The sequence below is a fragment of the Nocardioides limicola genome (assembly GCF_016827675.1).
GTDB lineage: Bacteria > Actinomycetota > Actinomycetes > Propionibacteriales > Nocardioidaceae > Nocardioides > Nocardioides limicola.
In genome coordinates, this window is sequence record NZ_JAERJA010000011.1 from 1 (window position 1) to 20,584 (window position 20,584).

Annotated in this window: 25 protein-coding genes; 13 read left to right on the forward strand and 12 right to left on the reverse strand. The window is 67.7% G+C overall.

Going from position 1 to position 20,584, the window contains the following annotated elements:
- The coding region (locus JKG67_RS15715) for an HNH endonuclease signature motif containing protein (protein WP_238998571.1) at positions 1–466 on the forward strand (466 nt) is incomplete at its 5' end.
- A 149-nt stretch (positions 467–615) separates the two neighbouring features.
- Here JKG67_RS15715 and JKG67_RS15720 read toward each other — a convergent pair.
- Entirely contained in the window at positions 616–2,523 is a 1,908-nt protein-coding gene (locus JKG67_RS15720) for a hypothetical protein (RefSeq protein WP_203338291.1), read from the reverse strand.
- Between the two features lie 137 nt (positions 2,524–2,660).
- On the opposite strand from JKG67_RS15720, the gene JKG67_RS15725 reads away from it, so the two are divergent.
- Positions 2,661–3,419, forward strand: a complete 759-nt coding sequence (locus tag JKG67_RS15725; RefSeq protein ID WP_307816596.1) for an enoyl-CoA hydratase-related protein — start codon at positions 2,661–2,663, stop codon at positions 3,417–3,419.
- A 1-nt stretch (position 3,420) separates the two neighbouring features.
- Here the strand turns inward: JKG67_RS15725 and JKG67_RS15730 are convergent, their stop codons facing one another.
- The 11 genes from JKG67_RS15730 to JKG67_RS15780 all read right to left on the reverse strand — a co-directional run bounded on the left by JKG67_RS15730 (position 3,421) and on the right by JKG67_RS15780 (position 14,514).
- The gene (locus tag JKG67_RS15730) at positions 3,421–4,125 is read right to left on the reverse strand and encodes an anti-sigma factor (RefSeq protein ID WP_203338293.1); all 705 of its coding nucleotides are present in this window, start codon (positions 4,123–4,125) and stop codon (positions 3,421–3,423) included.
- Complete coding sequence (sigK, locus tag JKG67_RS15735; RefSeq protein ID WP_307816597.1) at positions 4,122–4,718, reverse strand: ECF RNA polymerase sigma factor SigK; 597 nt, start codon at positions 4,716–4,718, stop codon at positions 4,122–4,124. Before sigK ends, JKG67_RS15730 begins: the two co-directional genes overlap by 4 nt.
- Before the next feature lie 21 nt (positions 4,719–4,739).
- Positions 4,740–5,378, reverse strand: a complete 639-nt coding sequence (locus tag JKG67_RS15740) for a fasciclin domain-containing protein (protein ID WP_203338295.1) — start codon at positions 5,376–5,378, stop codon at positions 4,740–4,742.
- 73 nt (positions 5,379–5,451) lie between these two features.
- A complete protein-coding gene (locus JKG67_RS15745; RefSeq protein WP_203338296.1) occupies positions 5,452–6,948 on the reverse strand; it encodes a molybdopterin-dependent oxidoreductase in 1,497 nt (498 codons plus the stop codon).
- 94 nt (positions 6,949–7,042) lie between these two features.
- Positions 7,043–8,329: an ABC transporter substrate-binding protein gene (locus JKG67_RS15750; protein WP_203338297.1), complete on the reverse strand. Its 1,287-nt coding sequence runs from the start codon at positions 8,327–8,329 to the stop codon at positions 7,043–7,045.
- Between the two features lie 44 nt (positions 8,330–8,373).
- On the reverse strand, positions 8,374–9,471 hold the full coding sequence (locus tag JKG67_RS15755) for a branched-chain amino acid ABC transporter permease (protein WP_203338298.1): 1,098 nt from the start codon (positions 9,469–9,471) through the stop codon (positions 8,374–8,376).
- Positions 9,468–10,355 carry a branched-chain amino acid ABC transporter permease gene (locus JKG67_RS15760; protein ID WP_203338299.1) on the reverse strand — a complete coding sequence of 296 codons (888 nt, stop codon included), beginning with the start codon at positions 10,353–10,355 and terminating at the stop codon, positions 9,468–9,470. The genes JKG67_RS15755 and JKG67_RS15760 overlap by 4 nt, the downstream gene beginning before the upstream one ends.
- Positions 10,352–12,187: an AMP-dependent synthetase/ligase gene (locus JKG67_RS15765; RefSeq protein ID WP_203338300.1), complete on the reverse strand. Its 1,836-nt coding sequence runs from the start codon at positions 12,185–12,187 to the stop codon at positions 10,352–10,354. The genes JKG67_RS15760 and JKG67_RS15765 overlap by 4 nt, the downstream gene beginning before the upstream one ends.
- Positions 12,184–12,960 (reverse strand): ABC transporter ATP-binding protein, encoded by a 777-nt coding sequence (locus JKG67_RS15770; protein ID WP_307816598.1) that lies wholly within the window; start codon positions 12,958–12,960, stop codon positions 12,184–12,186. The genes JKG67_RS15765 and JKG67_RS15770 overlap by 4 nt, the downstream gene beginning before the upstream one ends.
- Positions 12,957–13,751, reverse strand: coding sequence for an ABC transporter ATP-binding protein (locus tag JKG67_RS15775; protein ID WP_203338302.1), 795 nt, complete (start codon positions 13,749–13,751; stop codon positions 12,957–12,959). Before JKG67_RS15775 ends, JKG67_RS15770 begins: the two co-directional genes overlap by 4 nt.
- A 112-nt stretch (positions 13,752–13,863) precedes the next feature.
- Positions 13,864–14,514, reverse strand: coding sequence for a QsdR family transcriptional regulator (locus JKG67_RS15780; RefSeq protein WP_203338303.1), 651 nt, complete (start codon positions 14,512–14,514; stop codon positions 13,864–13,866).
- 272 nt (positions 14,515–14,786) lie between these two features.
- Here JKG67_RS15780 and JKG67_RS15785 point away from each other — a divergent pair, with 272 nt between their 5' ends.
- The 11 genes from JKG67_RS15785 to JKG67_RS18645 all read left to right on the forward strand — a co-directional run.
- Positions 14,787–14,990: a toxin C-terminal domain-containing protein gene (locus JKG67_RS15785; protein ID WP_203338304.1), complete on the forward strand. Its 204-nt coding sequence runs from the start codon at positions 14,787–14,789 to the stop codon at positions 14,988–14,990.
- A complete protein-coding gene (locus JKG67_RS15790; RefSeq protein ID WP_203338305.1) occupies positions 14,987–15,268 on the forward strand; it encodes a hypothetical protein in 282 nt (93 codons plus the stop codon). The genes JKG67_RS15785 and JKG67_RS15790 overlap by 4 nt, the downstream gene beginning before the upstream one ends.
- Before the next feature lie 615 nt (positions 15,269–15,883).
- Positions 15,884–16,345, forward strand: coding sequence for a hypothetical protein (locus JKG67_RS15795; protein WP_203338306.1), 462 nt, complete (start codon positions 15,884–15,886; stop codon positions 16,343–16,345).
- A 426-nt stretch (positions 16,346–16,771) separates the two neighbouring features.
- Positions 16,772–17,083 (forward strand): hypothetical protein, encoded by a 312-nt coding sequence (locus tag JKG67_RS15800; RefSeq protein ID WP_203338307.1) that lies wholly within the window; start codon positions 16,772–16,774, stop codon positions 17,081–17,083.
- Entirely contained in the window at positions 17,083–17,805 is a 723-nt protein-coding gene (locus JKG67_RS15805; RefSeq protein WP_203338308.1) for a hypothetical protein, read from the forward strand. The genes JKG67_RS15800 and JKG67_RS15805 overlap by 1 nt, the downstream gene beginning before the upstream one ends.
- Positions 17,795–18,148, forward strand: a complete 354-nt coding sequence (locus tag JKG67_RS15810; RefSeq protein WP_203338309.1) for a hypothetical protein — start codon at positions 17,795–17,797, stop codon at positions 18,146–18,148. The genes JKG67_RS15805 and JKG67_RS15810 overlap by 11 nt, the downstream gene beginning before the upstream one ends.
- Before the next feature lie 8 nt (positions 18,149–18,156).
- Complete coding sequence (locus tag JKG67_RS15815; RefSeq protein WP_203338310.1) at positions 18,157–18,645, forward strand: hypothetical protein; 489 nt, start codon at positions 18,157–18,159, stop codon at positions 18,643–18,645.
- Positions 18,642–19,010, forward strand: a complete 369-nt coding sequence (locus JKG67_RS15820) for a hypothetical protein (RefSeq protein WP_203338311.1) — start codon at positions 18,642–18,644, stop codon at positions 19,008–19,010. The genes JKG67_RS15815 and JKG67_RS15820 overlap by 4 nt, the downstream gene beginning before the upstream one ends.
- Positions 19,007–19,666 (forward strand): hypothetical protein, encoded by a 660-nt coding sequence (locus JKG67_RS15825; protein WP_203338312.1) that lies wholly within the window; start codon positions 19,007–19,009, stop codon positions 19,664–19,666. Before JKG67_RS15820 ends, JKG67_RS15825 begins: the two co-directional genes overlap by 4 nt.
- Positions 19,666–19,965, forward strand: coding sequence for a hypothetical protein (locus JKG67_RS15830; protein WP_203338313.1), 300 nt, complete (start codon positions 19,666–19,668; stop codon positions 19,963–19,965). Before JKG67_RS15825 ends, JKG67_RS15830 begins: the two co-directional genes overlap by 1 nt.
- A gap of 362 nt (positions 19,966–20,327) precedes the next feature.
- On the forward strand, positions 20,328–20,584 hold a 257-nt coding region (locus tag JKG67_RS18645; protein ID WP_238998572.1), incomplete at its 3' end, for a hypothetical protein.

The following is a 20,584-nucleotide window of genomic DNA, read 5'->3' on the forward strand; positions in this document are numbered from 1 at the left end:
CGATGGGATCGCCCGGGTGGAGACGATCCTGGGGAAGCGGGATCGGTTGGTGACGTTTGAGCAGCTCACCGAATGGTGTGAGGGCGCCCAGGTCACCGTCCAACCGGTCCTCGACCTTCACGAGACGTTGATGTCGACGGGGTATCAGCCCTCGGGCAGGTTGCGGGAGCAGGTGGTCGGGAACAACCCGACGTGTGTGTTCCCCTTCTGCCACAGGCCGGCCAGGACCAGCGATCTGGACCATGTCGAACCCTGGCGCGACGACGGTGGCGGTGGCCGGACCGACTCCACGAACCTCGCGCCGTTGTGTCGTACCCACCACAGGGCGAAGACGCACCTGGGGTGGACCTACACCATGCTGATCCCTGGTGAGTACCTGTGGACCAGCCCCCAAGGCCGGACCTATCACCGTGGACCCGACGGAAGCAGTCCCCTCGACCCACCACGAGATACACCCAGCCCCTGACCCCGCAACCCCACCGGCTGCGGGGCCACCGGCCTGTCCCGGAGGACCCGGGGGCGTGGCCTCGATACACCGCCTCGTTCCTCGGCGGCACTCGACCACCGAACGCAGGCGGCACTCGACCACCGACAGGCGGCGCCGGCGACAGAGGGTTACACCTCGGCGGGGACGGGCCTTCGGGCGGCGCGGGCGGCGCCGCCGTAGGTGAACATGTAGAAGAGGAGCAGCGCCAGCCACATCGCGATCACGACCGCATGCGCTGCCGTGTCCAGCCATGCCGGGGTGTCGTCCTTGATCTCGCGTTGCAGGAACTGCTTCTCACTCATGAAGGTGGCGGTGTCCCCGTCCTCGACCACGATCTGACGCCCGCGCGCGGACTCGATCGCCGGGTCGTCGGGGGCGTAGAGCGCCAGCGCGAACATGTCGCGCGGTGCCAGATGGGCACGGATCAGTGTTTTGAAGTTGCCGTACAGCGGCAACCGGCCAACGCTGCGGAACTCCCCGGGCTCCCCGGTCGGCTCCATCGCCACCCGAACCACGCCGGGCGCCCCTTGCGGGTCACCGGGGACGTTGGTGTCGCCGTGCGGGCCACGGCCCTGCCAGGCGAGTCCGTAGAACCAGATCGCGTCATCGAGGGCGTCGGGTTCGGTCAGGCGGACGGTGACCACCGCCATGCAGAGTTCGACGTCACCGGCGCAGGCCTGGCTCGACCCGTCCGCGCGGGCGATATCGGAGTAGCTCACGTCGGCGGTGAGCGCCGGGCCCTCAGCCGGGGGAGCCAGGGCGGCCATCAGGACCACGAATGCGCCCACTCCGCCCAGCGCCAGTCGGTGCTGCAGCCACCACGCACCGTCCGGGGCCGCCTGCTCGACGTCGGCCGGTGTGGTGCCGGCCACCGCGTGGATGTGGGCGACGTGCCACGCGGCGAGCATCCCGCCGCCGATCGCAGCCAGGGTGCCGGTGGCCAGCATCAGCGGCAACGACGAGGCGGCCAGAGGCTGCGGCAGTGGCATGAACACATCGCTCCACAGCCACTCAGCGAAGAGGCCGATTGTGCCGATGAGTACGCCGGAGATCACCCCGAAGCGCAACGGTCGCCGCAGGATCCCCGGGATGAGTGCGACCGCTTCGACGATCACCGCCGCCGGCAGCAGCAGCAGCCACCGGGCCACCAGCACATCGCCCAGCGCCCACACGGTCACCATCAGGAACAGGTGCGCCGCGGTGTAGACACCCCACGCCAGCAGGGCGCCACCGGGCCCGAACCAGAGCCGCACCGCGGTGAAGATCCACGCCGCCAGGAAGCCGACGATGATGAACTGAGTGGCCGCCGGGAACTGCGGCACCCCGAGGTCGAACTCCATCAGGAACGCGAACGGGGCGATGCACAGCGACAGTGCCACCGCGAAACGCCACCGCCCGAACGTGGTTCGGGTGCCGGGCGCTCCCACCTGATGCGCCTCGGCCAGCAGCAACGGCACCGCCAGGATGCAGGTGACCGCCCCGCCGATCATCATCACGTGGGTGGGACCCCATTCGGTCACGTCCTGGCCGAAGAGTCGGTGCCACAGGTCGTCGGCGGGGAAGCCGACCAGCGCGATCAGACCAGCAGCCACCGCGATCAGCGACCCGCGCGGCACTCGCCAACTCGGCGACAGCCGCACCGCACCGCGCGGCAGCGGGTCGCGGGCCAGCGCCATGCTGAGGATGCCGGCGTGCAGGAAGGTCAGGATGCCGAAGAAGATGAAGTAGTGCGACGGGTTCGCCAGCGGCCCTTCGTCGCGGCCGTTCTGCATGTGGATCGGCACATCCCACCAGACCCCGAAGCCCGCGCAGAGCAGGGCCGCGACCAGCATGTACGACGGGAGGCCGGCCCAGCGGGGGAGTCCGTCCTTGGTGGACAGCCAGTCCGCGAACCTGCCCACCAAGGTGGTGTGACCGCCGCGTTCACGCCAGGTGATCCAGCCGAACACCAGGATCACCACGCCGGCCATCGCACCTGCGATCAGGATCTCGTCGAGCGCGGCGCCCCCAGCCGGTATCACGTCGATCTCGTCCACGTCGTCACCCTCCTGGAACGGACACCGATGTCCGTGGCACAACGTTACACATACGTTTATCCCTGAGGACACAACTCGCACGCCTGTGAAGCAAGAACAACTGTCACCACGGTGACCGATGGACAAGGATGAGAGCCATGACCGACGCCCCCCAGCCCCTGGTTCACCTCGACGTCGCCGACGGCGTCGCCACCGTCACCCTCGACTCCCCGCACAACCGCAACGCCCTGTCGCGGCAGCTGGTGACCGAGCTCTTCGAGAGCATTCACAAGGCCGGGGCCGACGATCAGGCGCGGCTGGTGCTGCTGCGCTCGGCCGACCGAGTCTTCTGCTCCGGGGCCGACCTGTCCGAGGCGGCGGTGACGCCCTTCGAGGAGGGCACCAAGGCGATGGTCGACCTGCAACGACTCCTGGTCACCTTCGACAAACCGGTGGTCACCCGGCTGGATGGACCGGTCCGGGCAGGCGGCATCGGCATCGTCGCCGCCTCCGACATCGTGATCGCCGCCGAATCGGCCAACTTCGCGCTCACCGAGGTCAAGCTCGGTCTCGCGCCGGCCGTCATCAGCCTCACCGTGCACGCCCGGATGAACCCCCGGGCCGCCGCGCTGACCACCCTCGGTGGGGCCACCTTCGGCGGTGCCGAGGCCGCGGCGTACGGCCTGGTCACCGAAGCGGTCCCCGACGACCAGGTCGACGCCCGGGTCGCCGAGGTCTGCGCCGAACTGGCCACCGGCGCCGCGCAGGGTCTGCGCGAGTCCAAGCGGATCCTGAACCGGGACCTGGTGGCCCGCATCGACGCCCTCGGCGACGAGATGGCGGCCACCAGTGCCCGGCTCTTCGGCAGTGACGAGGCCCGCGTAGCGATGATGGCCTGGCTGTCGCGGAAGAAGTGAGTCAGGACAACGCGACGAAGATGATCGGCTCCGACGTCGGCTGCGGCGACCCGCCCTCGGGTTCCACGGTGATGCCGGCGCCGATCGCGGAGGTGGCGTCACCCTCCAGCAGCAGCGTCTGGTTGCGCTCCCGCGGCATCAGCCCGGCCGAGGCGAGGCTGCCGTCGGGATCCTGCAGCCACAACTGGTAGACCATCCCGTCCGGCGGGGGCGGCATCTCCCGGGTGATGATCGCGGCGTGACCCACGGAGGCGGAGCGGACGATCACCGCGCGCGCCCCATCGAGCTCGACCCGGACCCGTTCGGCGTCCTCGGCGCTGATCACGTCGTCGGCGGTGAGCACCGGCTGCTCGGGATCGCCCGCGTTGCCGATCAACAGGGTGCCGACGGCGATCGCGGTGAGCACGGCGGCCGCCACCATCAGGCTGGGCATCCAGCGGAACCGACGTCGCCGGTGCTCGGCCAGGTCGGGCACCAGCGGCGGCAGGGGCCGCATCGTCGTGATCCCGGCCAGGATGCTGTCCCGCAGGTGGGACGGCGGCTCCTCGACGAGGCTCGAGCTGAGTACGGCGGTGGTCTCGGTCAGTTCGGCGACCTCGTCCCGGCAGGCCGGGCAGTCCGCCAGATGGGCTTCGAAGAGGGAGCGCTCCGTGTCGTCGAGGGCGTCCACGACGTAGGCGCCGGAGAGGGCGTGGATGTCGATCATCGGGCCACCCCCAACGCGTCTCGGAGCCGGATCAGGCCGTCCCGGATCCGGGTTTTGGCCGTGCCCACTGGCAGATCGAGCATCGCGGCCACCTCCCTGTGTGTGTAACCCCCGAAGTAAGCAAGCTGCAACGCCTCGCGCTGCAGGTCGGTCAGTTGCGTCATCGCACTCCTGACCCTGGCCGCCTCCAGGGCGGTCGTGGCACGTTCCGCGGTCTCGTCGTGGGGAACCGGCTGATTGCGCCCGCTCCACGACGATTCGCGACGGTGTGAGGCCTCGCTGGCCCGCACCCGGTCGACCGCCCGACGATGCGCGACGGTCATCAGCCACGCCAGCGGTGAGCCGGCGTTGCTGTCGTACCGGGACGCGGTGCGCCACACCTCCCAGTAGACCTCCTGGGTGACCTCCTCCGACTGAGCGGGATCACGGATCACCCGACGGATGAGCCCGTGGACCCGGGCCGCCGTGGCGTCGTAGAACTCAGCGAAGGCGGCCTCGTCGCCGCGCGCGGAGCGTCGCAGCAGCTGGGCCAGGGCCTCGGTGGGCGCCCCCGTGCCCGCCGGTTCACCAGCGGGCACGGGGTCGTTGGACATGTCTCTCATCTTGTCACGCCGTCAGGGCATCATGACGGTGTCGATGACGTAGACGGTCGCGTTCGAGGTGGGGATGTTGCCGCAGAGCACGGCTGCCTCCTCGTTGCCGACGGTGAACCGCTCACCGGAGCCTCGGACCACCAGGGTGGTGCCGCCGAGGGTCTCGTGGGTGCCGGCGACCTCGTCGGGTGACAGCTGACCGGCCACCACGTGGTGGGTGAGGATCGCGGTCAGGGTGTCGGTGTCGGCGAGCACGGCCTCGAGGGTGTCGGCCGGGATCTCGGCGAACGCGTCATCGGTGGGTGCGAAGACGGTGATCGCCTCGGCCGAGTTCAGGGTGTCGCCCAGTCCGGCGGCCCCCACGGCAGCCACCAGGGTGGTGAGCAGCGGGTTGGCGCTGGCGGCGGTGGCCACCGGCTCGGTCGCCATGCCGTCGAAGGAGCCGGCACCGCTGTCCGGGATCGCCGAGCAGCCGGGGCCGAAGGTCTGGTCCTCGGGGGAGGAGGTCATCGCGTCGCCATTGCTGCCATTGCCGGAGCTCGTCTCCGCGGGGTCGTCGCTGCTGCAGGCGGTCAGCGCCAGTGAGGCAGCAATCGCAGCAACCGTGGCGTGCAGGGCAGGCTTGCCGGCGCTACGCAGTCGGGTTCGGGTCGTGGTCATGATGGTGCCACCTTTCGGTGCTTGTGTGCATGGACGTGGGGGGTTCGTTGCCGGAGGCCGATCGGATTGGTCCCTATTCGACGACGATGCTGATCTCTTGGATTCCGCTGGCGCCGTCGGGGAAGGGGGTGGCGCGCGCGGCGGTCTGCACCTCGCCGTCGAGGGTCAGGGCGCGCACCGACAACCGGTGTCGGCCCGGGGTGGCGCGCCACGGCCACCACCACTGCCGCCAGTAGTCGACGCCGGCGTCCGGACCCAGGTTGGCCCGCTGCCAGCCGCCGCCGTCGACGCGCACCTGCACCTCACCGATGCCGCGATCCTGGGCCCAGGCGATGCCGCCGATCGGGACGAGACCAGCGGGCACCCGGGCCAGCGGCGCTGGAGTGTCGATGCGGGACTGGATCTTGATCGGTGCCTCGGTGGCCCAGCCGCGGGCCGTCCAGTAGGCCTCGTCCCGGTCGTAGCGGGTCACCGTCAACTTCGACAGCCACTTGGTGGCGCCGACGTACCCGTAGATGCCGGGCACGATCAGCCGGGCCGGGAAGCCGTGTTGGGCGGGCAGCGGCTCCCCGTTCATGCCGATCGCGATCATCGCGTCCCGACCGTCCAGGGCCACCGCGAGTGGGGTGCTGATGGTGAACCCGTCGACGGCCTCGGAGAGGATCTGGTCGGCGTCCGGATCGCTGGGTTGGAGCACGTCCGACAGCGGTACGCCGAGCCAGCGTGCGGCGCCGACGTAGCGGCCACCCACCTCGTTGGAGACGCAGGTCAAGGTGATGTCGCGCTCGACCAGGTTCATTCCGGCGAGTTCCTCGAAGGTGAGCACCCGCGGGTTGCGGACGTCCCCGTCGATGGTCAGCCGCCACGAGTCGACGTCGACCGAGGGCACCGTCAGATTGATGTCCACCCGATAGAACTCGGAGTTGGGCGTGACGAAGGAGCTGATCCCGGTGATGCCGTTCTCGAGCCCGGCCGTCTGCGCGGGCAGTGGCCGGGCAGGTTTCGGCAGGGTGATCCGGGCGATCTGGCTGCGGGCGGTGGCCAGCCACTGGCCGGCGCTGCCGACGACGACCGCGGCCAGGATCACCGCCCCCGCCCCCAGAAGTCCCCGGCGCGAAGGCCCGTCCTCACTGGCAGGTGCCGCCACGTCGGTGGTCCGCGCCAACCAGATCAGGGTTGCGACCGCGACCAGTCCGGTGGCCAGCGACGGCAGCAGGTCGACCATCTCGACCCGAGGCCGGGCCAGCGTCGCGGCGGCGCTGACCACCGCAAGCAAGGTCAGCGCGAGCAGGCCCAGGGCTAGTCGCCGCCGGGCCAACAAACCGGCTACCGCGGCCAGACCGAGGGTGCCCAGGGTCACCGAGGCGAGCAGCAGCGGCTTGTCGGCCGTACCGAAGGTGGCGACGGCGAACTCCTTGACCGGTGTCGGGGTCAGGTCGATCACCCCGGCCCCGACGATGAAGACCGGCGAGGTCGCCGGCTTCACGACAGCGGCGAGCAAATGACCGGCGGCGAGGCCGGCGAGGGCGGCGGCTACGCCGCGGGCTGCCCAGATCGATGAGGTGTGCATATGGAGTGGTTCGGGGCGGCGACGCCTCCGGATTGGCCCGGACAGCACTCAGCCCCCGGGACCGATCGGTCCCGGGGGCTGAGTAGTGGGTGGATCAGCGCTGCGAGTAGCAGGCCGAGGTGAACTCGTAGTCCGCCACCGTCGGACCGGTGAAGGCCGGCACCGACTCGGTCAGACCCGTCGCCGAGTCGGGGTCGACGCGGTTGATGAAGGTCGTCCGCGGAGCCCGCTCGTTGCTGTCGCCGGCGTAGTTGCCGTCGTCGGCGGGCAGCATGCCCATCGAGTCGACGCCGGTCAGGCTGCCGAGGGTCTCGACCAGGCCGGACCGGGTCAGCTTGTCATCGGCGATGGCCTTCTCGAGCAGCGCCTTCATGGCGTGGCCGCCGGCCCAGCCGACACCGAACCAGTCGTTCGGCTCGACGTCGTTGGCTTCGGCGTAGGCGCGCAGCTCGTCGTGGCCGGGGGTGTCCGCATCCCAGGCGCCGATCGAGGAGGCGTGCATGAACATCGCCTCCAGGGCCGGAGCCGCCGGGGTGCCGAGCAGTGCCCCGCTCCATGAGGGCAGCGAGCCGATGAAGGCGCCGCGGAAGCCCTGCTGGGCGGTGGCGCCGACCACAGCGGCGGTCTCCACCGCGCTGGTGGCGATCAGCACCACGTCCGGCTGGTCACGCAGGATGCCGGAGATGACCGCGGTCTGCTCGTCCACGCCACCGGGACCGGTGGTGTAGTCGAAGATCTCGATGTCACGGGCCTCGGCGGCGATCGCGGCGCCGACCGCGGCGTCGTCGCCGTAGTCGCCGGGGAAGTGCACGACGCCGACGCTGGTGGCACCGAGCTGGTCGACCGCGAAGTCGACGACGTTCATCGCCTCGGCGCAGTAGCTGGTGCCGACGTGCACGACGCCGTCCTCGAAGAGCCAGTTGGAGCCCAGCGAGGCAGGCAGCACCACGATGTCGTCCTCGCGGGCGTCCTCGAGGATGCCGTTGGTGTGCGCGGTGCCCAGCGAGTGGGCGATCGCCAGCACGTCATCGCGGATCTCGCGGAAGAGCTGCGCGTGCCGGGTGGTGTCGTAGCCGGAGTCACGCACATGCGTGGTGGTGTCGACCTCGTAGTCGCCGATGCCACCGTTCTGGTTGACGTTGTCCCAGAAGGCCTGGGCGCCGGCGGTCATCGGGATGCCGACCGGGCTGAAGACGCCGGTGAAGTCGCTCACCGTGCCCAGGTAGATGCAGCCCTTGGAGTCGTCGATGGCTTCGGGGCACGGTTCGGAGGTGACGCCGGGGACGTCGCCTTCCTCGGCATCGGTGCCGCGGCCGCAGCCGGTGAGCACCAAGGCAGCGACCGCGCCGATCACGGCGGCCCTGCGGATCTGTGTCTTCATTGGTTCCTCCTGTTGTGGATGAGCTGGGACAGTGAGTCTGGGGTCTAGTAGGAGAACGGGAACGACTTCCAGTAGACGCGTATTCGGTGCCAGATGCCGAAGAGGCCACGTGGCTCGAAGAGCAGGAAGAGGATGATCAGCGAGCCGTAGAAGATCGCCTCGACGGTGAACATGTTCGGCTGCTGGGTCGGGGAGGTGGAGATGAAGCCGACCTGATGGGCCAGTGCCGAGGAGAGCCGCTCCAGGGAGGCGATCAGCAGCGCCCCCATGATCGACCCGGAGATGGTGGCGACGCCACCGATCAGCACGATCGCGACGAACTGGATGGAGAGCACCAGTCCGAACTTGTCGGGATCCATGTGCCGGGTGGCGGCGAACAGCAGCGACCCGCAGACGCCGGCGTAGAACGACGAGACGGTGAACGCGATGGTCTTGTAGCGGGCCAGGTTCACCCCCATCACCCCGGCGGCGACATCGCGGTCGCGGACCGCCTGGAACGCGCGACCCACCCGGGACCGGGCCAGGTTGCGTGCGGCCAGCGCCATGATCACCAGGACCACCAGGAAGAGCCAGTAGAGCTTCTGGTCGCTGCTGAAGTCGCTGTTGCGGGTCAGGTCGTTGCCGAACAGGATCGGGCGGGCGGCATCGCGGCCGACACCGGGACCGCCGGTGAGGCTGCGCCACTCGTTGAAGATGTACTGGCCCATGAAGACCAGTCCGAGGGTGACCACGGCCAGGTAGAGGCCGCGTAGCCGGGTGGCCAATGGCGCCACGATCGCTCCGCAGGCGGCCGCTACCAGACCGGCGGCGATCACCCAGACCGGCAGGATGTTGATCCCCAGGCCGAGGAACCTGCCCTCGGGGTTGCCTGCGATGAAGGCGGCCGTGTAGGCGCCGACTCCGACGAAGAACGCGTGGCCGAGCGAGATCTGGCCGGCGTACCCGGTGACCAGGTTGAGGCCGATGGCGCCGATGGCCAGCACCAGCCCCAGGCCGATCACCTCCAACAGGTCGTCGGCGACGAAGAAGGGCAGCAGTACGGCGACCGCCATGATGGCGACCACGCCACCCCACTTGGGTCGGGTGTTGAAGAGCGCCATCTCCTGGCGATAGCTGGTGTACAGCTCGGGACGGCCCCTCATACCCGGACCACCTCCTTCGTTCCGAAGAGTCCGTAGGGCCGTAGCAGCAGGACCAAGAACATCACCACGAACGGGGCCACGCTGGCCGGGTTGTTGGTGACGAACGGGATCAGGTCCCGGTAGTAGGTGGAGACCATGGCGTGGGTGAGCCCGATGATCAGGCCGCCGACGACTGCTCCGCCGAGCGAATCGAGGCCGCCGAGGATGATCACCGGCAGGGCGATCAGTGCGACCACCCACAGGTTGTTGTCGATCGCCCCACCGGTGGAGGCGAAGACACCGGCGACTGCCGCCAGGCCACCGGCCAGGCCCCATGACGTGGCGAAGACGGTGCCCACGTTGATGCCCTGGGCCATCGCCGCCTCCTGGTCCAGGGCGACGGCGCGCATCGCCAGCCCGATCGGGGTGAACCGGAAGAACGCGAACAGCGCGATCACGATCACCGTGGCGACCAGGAACGCGGCCAGGTGCCGGTGCTGGATCACCACGCCGCCGAGGGTGGAGGCGCTGAGCCCCCACGGGTCACCGACGCTGCGCGGATGGACGCCGAGGAACGCCGTGGCGATGGTGCGCACCACGATGTCCACACCGATGGTGATGATGGCGATCACGAAGACCGCCTTGCCGACCATCGGCCGGATCGCCAGCCGCTCCACCACCAGCGCGACCACGGCGATGCCGATCGCGCCGAGGACGACCGCGGCGGCGAACCCGAACCGTGGGGTCAGGTAGCTGACCAGCACTGCGCCGGACATCATGAACGACGGCTGCGCGAAGCTGATCACCCCCATCGCCTTGTAGATCATCACGAAGCCGAGGGCCAGGAGCACATAGATCGCGCCCTGACCGAGCCCGACCGACACCGCACCGAGGAACTGGTTCATCGCTTGGCTCCTTCGTACATCGCGGTGACCAGGTCGCCGAACATCGAGTCGATCGCCGACCGCTTGACCTTCTGGGTGGCCGTCAGCTCGCCGTCCTCGTGGTCGAGCTCCTTGGGCAGCAACGCGAAGTCCTTGATCTGCTCGACCGGGTTGTGCTTGGCGTTGACGTCCTTGACGATCTTCGACACCAGCTCACGCACCTCGGGCTTCTCGGAGAGGTCGCGGTACGTCGTGTAGCCGATCTTGCGCTTCTGGGCCCACTCGCCGACGGTGTCCAGCTCGATCCCGATCAGCGCGGTGAGGAACTTGCGCCGGTCGCCGATCACGATCGCCTCCTTGACGAACGGGGACGCCTTGAGGGCGTTCTCGATCTCGGAGGGGGAGATGTTCTTGCCGCCGGCGGTGATGATGATGTCCTTCATCCGGTCGGTGATCTTCAGGTGGGTGCCGTCCACCCACTCGCCCACGTCGCCGGTGTGCAGCCAGCCGTCGGGATCGACGGTGTCGGCGGTGGCCTGCTCGTTGCGCCAGTAGCCGGCGAAGACACCGGGGTGCCGGACCAGGATCTCGCCGGTGTCCGGGTCGGTGATCACCTCGATGTCGGCGTAGGGTTCCCCGACGGTGCCGAGCTTGACCCGGCCGGGTCGATTGGCGGTAGCGATGGCTGCGTTCTCGGTCATCCCGTAGACCTCGTGCATCGGCACGCCGATGCCCATGAAGAAGCCGAGCACCTCCGGGGCGATCGGTGCGGCACCGGAGCCGGCGTACCGGGCCCGGCGCAGGCCGAGACGGTCCTTGAGTGCGCGGAAGAAGAAGACCCAGCCGATCGCGTACCGGATCCGGCTGGCCGTGGTGTGGGCGCCACCGGTGGCGATCAGGGTGGCCCCGATCGCCTCGGCCTGCTTGAGCCAGAACCTGCTCCACAGTCGCTTCAGCCGGGTGGCCGAGTCGACCTTGATCCGGGCCGCGGCCAGCAGCTTCTCCCAGATCCGCGGCACACCGAAGACGATGGTCGGCTGGATCTCGCGCAGGTTGGCCGGCACCGTGTCGATGGATTCGGCGAAGTTCACCTGGGTGCCGGCGCCGGCGGAGAACCAGGTCGTGAACGCTCGCTCGGCGACGTGGCACAACGGCAGGTAGGAGAGGATCAGATCGTCGCGACCGGGCGGGATACCGAGTTGGGTGTTGTCCCCGCAGAACGCGTTGATAGCGAACTCCACGTTGCGGTTGTTGAGCATCGCGCCCTTCGGCGGCCCGGTGGTGCCCGAGGTGTAGACCAGCGTCACCACGTCGTCCTCGGTGGCCTGGGCCATCCGCTCCTCGACGGCGCCCGGATGCGCGGCGCGATGCACCGTGCCCCGAGACATCAGGTCGTCGAAGTAGGTGAGCCGCTCGTCGTCGTACTTGCCGCGGATGCCGCGGGGTTCGACGTACACGATGTGCTCCAGGTCGGGGCAGTCGTCGATGACCTCCAGCGCCTTGTCCAACTGCTCCTGGTCCTCGGCCAGGTGCACCTTGGCGCCGGAGTGGGACAGCATGTACGAGACCTCGGGGCTGGGGTTGGTCGGGTAGAGGCCGACGGTGATGCCGCCGACGGCGACGGTCGCGAGGTCGAGCTGCACCCACTCGGGCCGGTTCTCGGACTGGATGGAGACCCGATCGCCGCGCTCGACGCCGAGCGACAGCAACGCGTGGGCGAGGGTGAGCACGGTGTCCCAGTGCTCGGCCCAGGTGATCTCCTGCCAGATGCCCAGCTGCTTCTCCCGCATCGCCACGGCGTCGGGGTGGGTGGCGGCACGGTCCCGGACCCGGGTGGCCAGCGTGGTGGTCATGCGGAGGCCTCCGTCCCCAGGTAGGCCGTGATCACGGCCGGGTCCTTCTGCACCTCGGCGGGAGTGCCGAGCGAGATCGGGGTGCCGAAGTCGACGACCAGGATCCGGTCGGCGATGTCCATCACCAGGCCCATGTCGTGCTCGACCATGATCATCGGCACCTGCAGTTCGTCTCGGATGTCGATGATGAAGCGGGCCATGTCCTCGGTCTCTTCGAGGTTCATCCCGGCCACCGGCTCGTCCAGCAGCAGCAGCTTGGGCTCCATCGCCAGGGCGCGGCCCAGCTCGACGCGCTTCTGCACGCCGTAGGGGAGCATCCCCACCGGCAGCATCCGCCAGGCCTCGAGCTCGAGGAAGTCGATGATCTCCTCCACGGCCCGCCGGTGGCGCACCTCTTCGTTGCGGGCCTTGCCGACCCACGCGAACGCGGCCAGGGTGCCGTACTTGATGTGCTGGTGGCGGCCGAGCATCAGGTTGTCGACCACGGTCAGGTTGGCGAAGAGTTCGATGTTCTGGAAGGTGCGAGCCACGCCCAGGTTCGCGATCGCCGGCGGCTTCATGCCGAGCAACTGCTGCCCGTGCATGGTCACCGAGCCCGATTGCGGCCGGTAGACGCCGGAGAGCACGTTGAAGATGGAGGTCTTGCCGGCGCCGTTGGGGCCGATCACCGCGAACAGTTCGTCGGGGTTCACGGTGAAGCTGACGCCGTTGACGGCCTTGACGTTGCCGAAGTTGAGATGTACGTCGTCGAAGACGAGGACGGGTTCGTTCACGAGGCCCACCGCTTCCTGCGCTTGTAGTGCTTGACGTCGCGGTACGACGAGCGGGTGTCGCCGTCGTCGCCGGTGTGCAGGCCCAGGTAGAACTCGCGGACGTCGTCGTCGGCGAGCAGTTCGGCGGCGGGACGGTCCATCACCACCCGGCCGGTCTCCATCACGTAGCCGTGGTCGGCGACGGAGAGCGCCATTGTGGCGTTCTGCTCCACCAGCAGTACGCCGGTGCCCTCGCTGTTGATCTGGACGACGATGTCGCGGATCTGCTCGACCACCTTGGGGGCCAGGCCCAGGCTCGGCTCATCGAGCAGCAGGTAGCGGGGCTCGGACATCAGCGCCCGGCCCATCGCCAGCATCTGCTGCTCGCCGCCCGACAGCAGGCCGGCCATCTGGCCGCGCCGGTCGGCGATCCTGGGGAAGAGACCGTAGGCCTTGTCCAGGTTGGCGCCCATGTTCTTGCGGTGGGTGTGCGCGCCGGAGCGGAGGTTCTCCTCGACGGTGAGCTCCTTGAAGACGCGTCGGCCTTCGAGCACGTGCTTGATGCCGCGCTTGACGAGCTTGGACGGCGACAGGTGGCCGATGTCGTTGCCGTCAAGGGTGACCGCGCCCTTGCGGATCTCCGCGTCATGGACGTCGAGGAGGCCGGACAGGGTGCGCAGCAGCGTGGACTTGCCGGCACCGTTGGCGCCGAGCAGCGCCACGATCTTGCCGTCGGGGACGTCGAGACTGACGCCGCGTAGGGCCAATATGACGTCGTTGTAGACGACTTCGAGGTTGCGTACCGAAAGCACGAACCACTCCCTCTGGGTGAGTGACCCCCATCGCAGTTAGCCATGAGTATCGACTGGGCTGTGTGGGTGTCAATGGACTTGACGGGCTGGCATGGTCACGATCTGGGAACAGTCACGGGTCCTCCCCGGGGCCAATCCCGAGCAGTGTCTTGATCACGTAGCCGGCCCGGGCGGCGTTCGGGGTCTCGCCGACGACGATGTCGGCGTAGATGTAGGCCTCGGCGATCCGGGCGAGCGCGAAGGCCAGGTCCGGGATCGGCAGCGGGTAGCTGATGCCGCTCGCCTTCTTCTCGGCGACGAGCAACTGCTCCATCTCGAGGATCAGTCGGTCCTGGAAGCCCGAGGCGGTGGTGGTGAGCAGTCGCAGCCCCCGCTCGCCCTCGCGGCGCAGGAATGCCTGGAAGAACGGGGACTCCTGGACGGCCGCGACCCAGCGGGTGAGCGCGTCAGCGATCCGCTCGGCGCCCGTTCCCCGCGCCTCGCTGATGGCCCGGTGGATGGTGGGCTCGGTGGCCGACCAGATGACCTCGGCGAGGAGTTGGTCGCGGTTGCCGACCCACCGGAACAGGGTGGCCCGGTCGATGCGGAGGGTGGCCGCCAGCTCGTGCATGTCGAGCTTCTCGCCGGCGATGAAGATCCGGCGCGCCTCCTTGAAGGCGGGCAGTGGGTCGGTGCGACCGACGTCGAGGCCGCGCAGCCGGCGCGCCAGGCGCGTCTCGCTGCCGACCGGGACGTAGCCGGTGGGAACCTCTGCCGTGAACATGGTCCCGCAACGTAACAGAAAATGTTGCACGTGTGCAATGGATCACACTGCAGACTTTGGTCCCGATCTTGGGGAGGCGTGTTGGTGGGCTGGCGAGCCGGAGCGTCTACCTCGATCACGGTTGGGTAACGAGTGCCCGCGCCCTCTGCCGCGGCTGTGCGGGCGCGATCTAGGTTGGGCCCTCCTGCTGCTCGTGGCGACTGCAGTCTCGGTATTGAATCCATCTGATTAGCAACAGGACCACTCCACTCACGAATGCTCAGGCGGCTGACATGGCTCGCCGCGTCGGATGCAAGCCGACGACGTTCATCATGCGCGGTCAGAAGGTCTTCACGAACAGGAAGAACTACATCGTTCAGGACACCACCTCCCACAGCGGCGGGCTCTGGAAGATGGCGCGCAGCGGCGACGGACTCAGCGGCAGGAAGACCCGGATGGGCACCTACGACCACAACTTGGAGCGCATCGGACCATGACCGAACAAGATGCCTATTGGTCGATCGACATTCCCGGACTGTCGGAGAAGCAGGCTGGAATGTTGCTCGAGTACGCAAGCGCGCAGTTCGGACTGCGCGGGAGCGCGGTCGATCCTTCGATCTGGCTGACCCGCCACCTAGACGTGGGCACTGTCGAGGCCGTTGTGCGGCGGTTGTCCAGCGAGGAACTCGACAGTGAAGAAGAGAGCACCGTTCAGGGTGTCCGCGACGACTACTCGGAGTGGCTCGACGCAGCCGAGAGTGCTGGGCCTACCTGACATGCTCGGAGCTCACGATCGCGGCGCGCGGCAGTCGACGGGCAGACCGTCGCGACTGGTGCCGCGCTGCCTGCCCCTCTTTCTAGCCGCTCTCGTCGCCGCCCTGCTGGCCAGCACTACCGCATTGGCCGCGACCGGCCCGGATGCTGAAAGCCGTGTCAGGGCTTCGCAACATCTGGCCGAGCCGGTCCTCGGGCCACCGAAGGCTGTTTCCGCAGGTCAGCGGCTAGGAGAAGCGGCCGTAGAGCCCCAGATTGTGGTGGCTACCGGTGTTGCCGCAAACTCGGTAGCCAAGGCGGATGCCTGGGCGGCAAGCAGAGCTGCCGAGTTGCAGGCGCAACTGCCAGCGGGTGCGCGCGGCAGAGTAGCCATGGGTGCCGGCGTCCTTCGAGATGGAGCAGGCAACGAGATTCGAGTCATCTCGACAAGCGAGCCCCGTGGATACCTGAGGCCGGGTGTGACGGCACAGCCAGGCGAAGTGATAGTTCGAGGTACTGGCCATGCCGAGGCCGACATCGTCGCCTACGCCGCCGAGCATGGCTACGAAGTGGTGTCGATCGGCGCCGGTCGGCCCATCTGTCCTGCATGTGCAGGTGCCATAGCAGGCTCGGGCGGATGGCTCGCGACCCCATTGAGAGGACCATTATGAGCAGGCTTCAGAGCATTGCTCCGGAAGTCGCGCAACGACTCTCGGAAGCAGCGCCGAACGCGCGGCAGCGGGTAGCCCTCGTGGCAGCCCAGTTTGCCGTTTCGACGTCCGGGCTGAGCGACCCAGAGGTGCTGCGTCAGTTCTCGGCGGTCGGCTCGGGCGAAGCTCTTGGGCCTGACGCCCAACGTCGGCTGGCCAACGTCGTCGAGACGCTCGATTACGCCGCATGGCAGATCCAGGATCAGGTTGACGCCGGCACCGCGAGTGCCAATGACTACCTGCAGGCCTTCGGTCGCGCTCGTGCAGCTGCTTCCGTGGCATATGCGGCGGCGGGCGACGCTATGGAGGCTTCATGCGAGGCCGCGGCCACTACTGATGATCCTGGCCCGCTTTGGACTCTCGTCGATGCGGAGCTTTCAATTCCCTAGCGCAACACGGTGAGCGTTCCTGCGAGACTGACTCCATGACCACCCGCACCCAGCAGCCGGCGTTGCTGCCGGAGTTGGCAAGCTGCTCAGCAAGGTTCCGCGCCTCCTCGGAGGTGGCCGCAAGGCCGCAAAGTCGGCAGACGAGGTCGCTCAGGTCGGGGACACCGTCCTGTACGAGAAGTTGGGCGCGGCCGGTGAGCACCTCAAGTACGGGATCACGAAGAACCCGGCCACGCGGTACACATCGAAGGAACTCGACGGGGGCAGGCTCAACATCCTTGCCCGAGGACCGAAGAAGGACATGCTCGGCCTTGAGCGTTCTCTCCACGAGACCCTGCCCATTGGGCCCCAGGAGGGGCAGCTGTTCTACATCCAGAAGCAGATCGCAAACGGTCTCCGTCCACCCCCGTACCCCTGGTAGGCATCATGGAATTCATCCTCGTTCTTCAGTGGCCGACCGCTTCCGAGGCCGACTACGACGCTCTCATCGCGATGGAATACGCCCTAGAGACCGACCTTGCCGAGGCCCACGGCTACGTCGACGGTCACGATTTTGGCTCAGGGGAGATGAACCTCTTTATTCACACGGATCTACCCCTCGACGCCTTTAGGGACGCGCAGGCATCGCTTGGCGCCGATTCGCGCTGGGCCGCTGTGCGAGCTGCGTACCGGGCTACCGATGGCGATGAGTACACGGTCGTCTGGCCCGTGATGCTTCAGGACTTCTCGGTGTCGTGATGCCTCGTCTGCTGGCCGTGCTCGTCGGCCTGCTTCTGGCTTGCGTCGGTCTCGCGAATGCTGCTGAGGCGTTGGCCGTCGTCCCTAGCGTTCCCGGACCGAGCTACACCTACGACACCCCGACCTACGACGCACCCGAGAACTACGCGGCACCCGAGCGAGGTCTGCCGGTCAAGGGCTACGCCAGCACCACCTACAACGCCGTCGACCTTCGGTCGTACGGTCCTCCGGCGGTTCTGGGTGGCCACGGACCCCGCGCGACCTACGACTACGACGACACCGCGCTGCTTGTGCAGGGCGCCATGGTGGCGGCTACGCCCGAACGGCCGGCCCGGGCGCACGAGGGGGCTCCCCCTGCGTTTGAGCGAACGCGTGTCGCCGCAAAGACACCGATCGGCCCAGGTTGGTTCCCGCACGGAACCAACAAAATCCCGTCAGGCTGGTCGGGACCAGGGATGACCAAGAAGTTCCGTCAGGACCCTGGCAAGGAAGGGTTCGTCTGGCGTGGGCCAAAGCAGAGCAGCGTTCGAATCGACCGAGGTAACCCGAGTTCGCCATACCCTAGCCAACAAGTCGACCACGTAGTCATCAACGACGGTGGTCGCGTCGTCGGACGGGACGGGCAGTTGCTGCCTTCAGGGACTCGCATCTCTGACGTGCCCGACCAGGCGCACATTCCGCTGTCCGAGTGGAACACCTGGGGGTCGTGGAATGGGCACTGACGATCGCTTCGCGACCCCGTGGCTTCGAACGCAACTCTTGGAGGGGCTCAGGCTGCTCGCCGATCAGGATCGGCTCCTAGCGGTCGTCGGTCGTCCGGGGTCACGGTCAGAAGATCTCGACCAAGTCCTCGACCTCCTCGACGACACGGGAGCCGTCGATGAGCCAGAGAACCACGTGGGCGCGTTTCTACTTGGAGACGAGGTCAACCCCGCTTGGTCGCTGGGCCGCGCGCTCGACAACGCCCTTGGGACTAGCGATCGCGACTCTTGGGCTCGAGTCAGTATGGCTGCCGAGCACCTGCTTGAGCAGATGCTCCTGGACCCCGATCGGGGCAGCGAGTGAGTCGACTCTTGGTCGCCCTCGTCGCGGTCCTGGCCACGATCCTCAGCAACGCATCGGCGTCTGCCGCGACCAACGGTGTCGCTGAAACTCGCGTCGGGGCTCACAACGTGACAGTTGAGCTTCTTGTCGAGCCTCCGCAACGAGAACCCGCAGGTCAGCGGCTAGGGAACGACGACGCGAGCCGTCAGATCGTGGTGGCTACTGGTGTTGCCGCAAACAGCGGCAGAGCACTGACGAATGTCGATGACGCGTTGAGAGGCTTGCCGAAGGGCAAGAGCTCGTCGGTGCGGACCGTGGGTTCGGACGCCGAACTTGGCAAGCTCCACACGCAGTTGAGCCGCGGCGGAAAGCCGGTCGACGTTCCTGGCTACAAGGGAATGTGGGTGGAGCGCTCCGATGGGATCCGCATCGGTCTTCGCGAAGGCTCCAAGAGCGGCGGTCGGACCATCGACATCCGGTATCCCGACGGCACCGTTCGGAAGGTGCACATCGAATGAAGACTCCAGAGTCCGCTCGGACTCTCGCCGAAGACCTCTTGGCTCGCGCGGCCGAAGACTGGGTGTCCGCTGCCGAGGTGATCGACCTAGCGCGAAGGTCGGGTCTTCACGACCCCGAGTTGCTCCGGGATCTCTCGATTGGCTTGATTGGCCGACTGATCTTCCAAGGCCTGCTTGTCCCCGGCGACTATGACGGCACGAGCCATTCGCCCTGGGACAGTTCGCCAGCGCAGGCGATGGCTCGGATCACGGAGGACTGGTGTGCGCGGACAGATCCTTTCGTGATGCCGGGAGAGATCGTCTGGCTCGATACGACGGATGCCGGCCAGCGACTCGGTCAAGACGTATGGCGGCGCGAATCGTGAGCGGGTTCGTGGCGTGCGGGATCCAGTTCGTGCGGTTCGGGCTTGCCGCGCTGATTGCCGTGCTGCTGGGCCTGGCGTCGCCGTCCGCGATCGTGGCGCCGACCCATTCTCCGCCGGTCCATGTCTACGAGGACGACCACGGCCCGGCGCTCTTGATGAACACGACCAGCGACCGCGGTCCACCTGCCACTCACGACGCCCACAGAACCTATGACCCCGCCGATGCTCGGTTGAGCGGCGCCTCCGCGCGCCCCGATGCCACCGCACCTGGACCTACGACCACCTACACCAGCCCTGCCGAGTTCGCGCCGGGCGCGCAAGCCATGGGTACGACGCGGGCGCCAGCTCTGGTCATGGACTGGAGTTCTGTCGTCACCGCCGGGTCCCGTGTTGCCGCAAACGGCGCAGACGACTTGGCGTGTCTGACTGCATCGCAGCAGAAGTCACTTCGATCGCTTCAACGGCAGGTTGAGACGCACCGGAACAAGCTCGACGCCTTCCGGAAAGACCCCGACGCCTTCGACAACCTCGGCCATCTCCAGAGGGCGCCGACCCCCGAGATACGGCAGCGGATCATCGACGGCCGCACTCGGCACCTTGAGCACGAGATCAGAACGTTCCAAGACCAGATCGACAAGCTTCGCGGAGGCGGATAATGGATGCGCAAGTTGACATTCCTGTTGAGACTCTCCGGAGAGCCGCCGACCTGCTTCTCTCACACCTGGAGGACGTCGAGGGACCCGTCGTAGCAGTCGACAAGGACTTCTTCTGGTCCATCCCAGCCGAACAGCGCGCCAACATTTACGCGGAGCCCAACGAGTTCACCGTGAGCCAGCTGACGGAGTCACTCCAGAACATCGACCGCATCGTTCAGGGATCCTCAGCTGCAACCTCCTATGCCCTGGTGTGGCTGGCAGACGTCCTGCGAGCCGCAGGTGAGGCGGTCGTTCAGTGAAGTCCTTAGGCCGTCTCGTTGCGGTGTTGATCGGTCTGTTCTCCGCTGGGCTGCTCGGCGTGCAAGCCCCGGGCGCGACTGGGATCGGGACGGCCTCCGGTGTTATCTCCTACGTCTACGACCGCGACCACCACTCCGTGGCAGAGGCAGATGCCACGACCGAGCGGGGCCCGCCAGGTGGGTGCGAGGCGTGCACCAGTCCGGATACCGTCGACCACGGATCGCGCGGCCCTTCGACGCGCCCAGACGGACCCACGCCGCGTGCCATCTACGACTACGACGACCAGACGCAGCTTGCACAAGTCACGCAGTCCGCGGCTACCACCTGGGAGCATGTTCAGGGTGGCCGAGGGGCTCAGTCGTTGTTCGCGCCGGCCGGTGTTGCCGCAAACGCAGGAGCGCGCGGTTGGACCCGCGGTGACGACATCTATGCGCTCACTAAAGCGGGCAACAAGCCGTCATGGTCGACCGTTCGGTCCCGCTACTGGACTTACGAGGCCGCGAATCCCCAGATCGACAACTGGAGCGCCGCGAACCTTGAGCGAATGAGGAGCGGGCGCGCGCCTCAGCGCTACAACCGCGACAAGGGCGGCATGGAGTCGATGGAGTTGAGCCACGA